Origin of the sequence: Streptomyces sp. NPDC020731 (genome assembly GCF_044334705.1) — a bacterium.
Classification (GTDB): domain Bacteria; phylum Actinomycetota; class Actinomycetes; order Streptomycetales; family Streptomycetaceae; genus Streptomyces.
Genome location: NZ_JBIRTN010000053.1, coordinates 1 through 1,337, shown reverse-complemented (window position 1 = coordinate 1,337; position 1,337 = coordinate 1). Strand labels below are relative to the sequence as shown.

The 1,337-nt window shown below is 67.5% G+C and carries 1 protein-coding gene; it reads left to right on the top strand.

Annotated elements, in window-relative coordinates; all coding sequences use genetic code 11:
- The first annotated feature begins 14 nt into the window (after window positions 1-14).
- Window positions 15-1,298 (top strand): IS256 family transposase, encoded by a 1,284-nt coding sequence (locus ACH4VX_RS35590; RefSeq protein WP_398373469.1) that lies wholly within the window; start codon window positions 15-17, stop codon window positions 1,296-1,298.
- Window positions 1,299-1,337: the final 39 nt, after the last annotated feature.

Below are 1,337 nucleotides of genomic sequence, written 5' to 3'. Positions count from 1 at the left end.
GGAAGCGGAAGTTGATGACCGACGTGAGTGTCACCGAGACCGAGGGTCGGGCAGAGGAGCCGGCGGCGGGTGTGGATGACGAGCTGGTCGCCCAACTGGTGGCGTGGGCCCAGGCCGATGGGCTGCGGCTGACCGGCGAGGGAGGTCTGCTGCAGCAGCTGACCAAGCGGGTGCTGGAGTCCGCCCTGGAGGGCGAGCTGACCGGCCATCTGGGCCACGAGCACGGCGAGAAGTCTGAAGGAGGGCGGGAGAACTACCGCAACGGGCGCCGGGCGAAGACGGTGGTCACCGAGGTTGGCCCGGTCGAGATCGAGGTGCCCCGGGGCCGGGCGGGCACGTTCGAGCCGATGCTGGTCAAGAAGCGGCAGCGGCGGCTCGGCGGGATCGACGAGATGGTCTTGTCGCTGTCCGCCAAGGGCCTCACGCACGGGGAGATCTCCGCACACCTCGCCGAGGTCTACGGCACCGAGGTGTCGAAGCAGACCATCTCCACGATCACCGACAGCGTGGTCGCCGGCATGCTGGAATGGCAGCACCGGCCCCTGGACGCGGTGTATCCGGTGGTCTTCATCGACTGTGTGCACGTCAAGGTCCGGGACGGGCAGGTCGCCAACCGTCCTGTCTACATGGCGCTGGCCGTGACCGCCGAGGGCACCCGCGACATTCTGGGCCTGTGGGTCGGCGATGGCGGCGAGGGCGCCAAGTACTGGCTTCAGGTCCTCACCGAGATCAAGAACCGGGGGGTGCGGGACGTCCTGATGCTGGTCTGCGACGGACTGACCGGACTCCCGGACGCGGTGAACACCGTCTGGCCTGCGACGATCGTGCGAACTTGCGTCGTTCACCTGCTCCGCAACAGCTTCAAGTACGCGGGCCGCCAGGACTGGGAGAAGATCGCCAAGGCCCTCCGCCCGGTCTGCACGGCACCGACCGAGGAGGCCGCCATGGAGCGGTTCCTGGAGTTCTCCGAGGAATGGGGAGCGAAATACCCGGCCATCGTGCGGTTGTGGGAACGTGCCTGGGCGGAGTTCGTTCCCTTCCTCCGGTTCGACGTGGAGATCCGCAAGATCGTGTGCACGACGAACGTAATCGAGAGTGTGAACGCCCGGATCCGCAAGGCCGTCCGCGCCCGCGGGCACTTCCCCACCGAGCAGGCCGCCCTCAAGTGCGTCTACCTCGCGGTCATGAGCCTGGACCCGACCGGGAACGGCGCGAAACGCTGGACCAGGCGATGGAAGCCGGCCCTCCAAGCCTTCGATATCGCCTTCGACGGCCGCCTCACCGCGACCCAGCGGTAACAACCAACCCACGAGTTACACCACTCGCTGGACACACCC

Excerpts from the sequence above, each read along its gene's own strand:
- ACH4VX_RS35590 (WP_398373469.1), top strand. The coding sequence starts at position 15 with ATGACCGACGTGAGTGTCACCGAGACCGAGGGTCGGGCAGAGGAGCCG.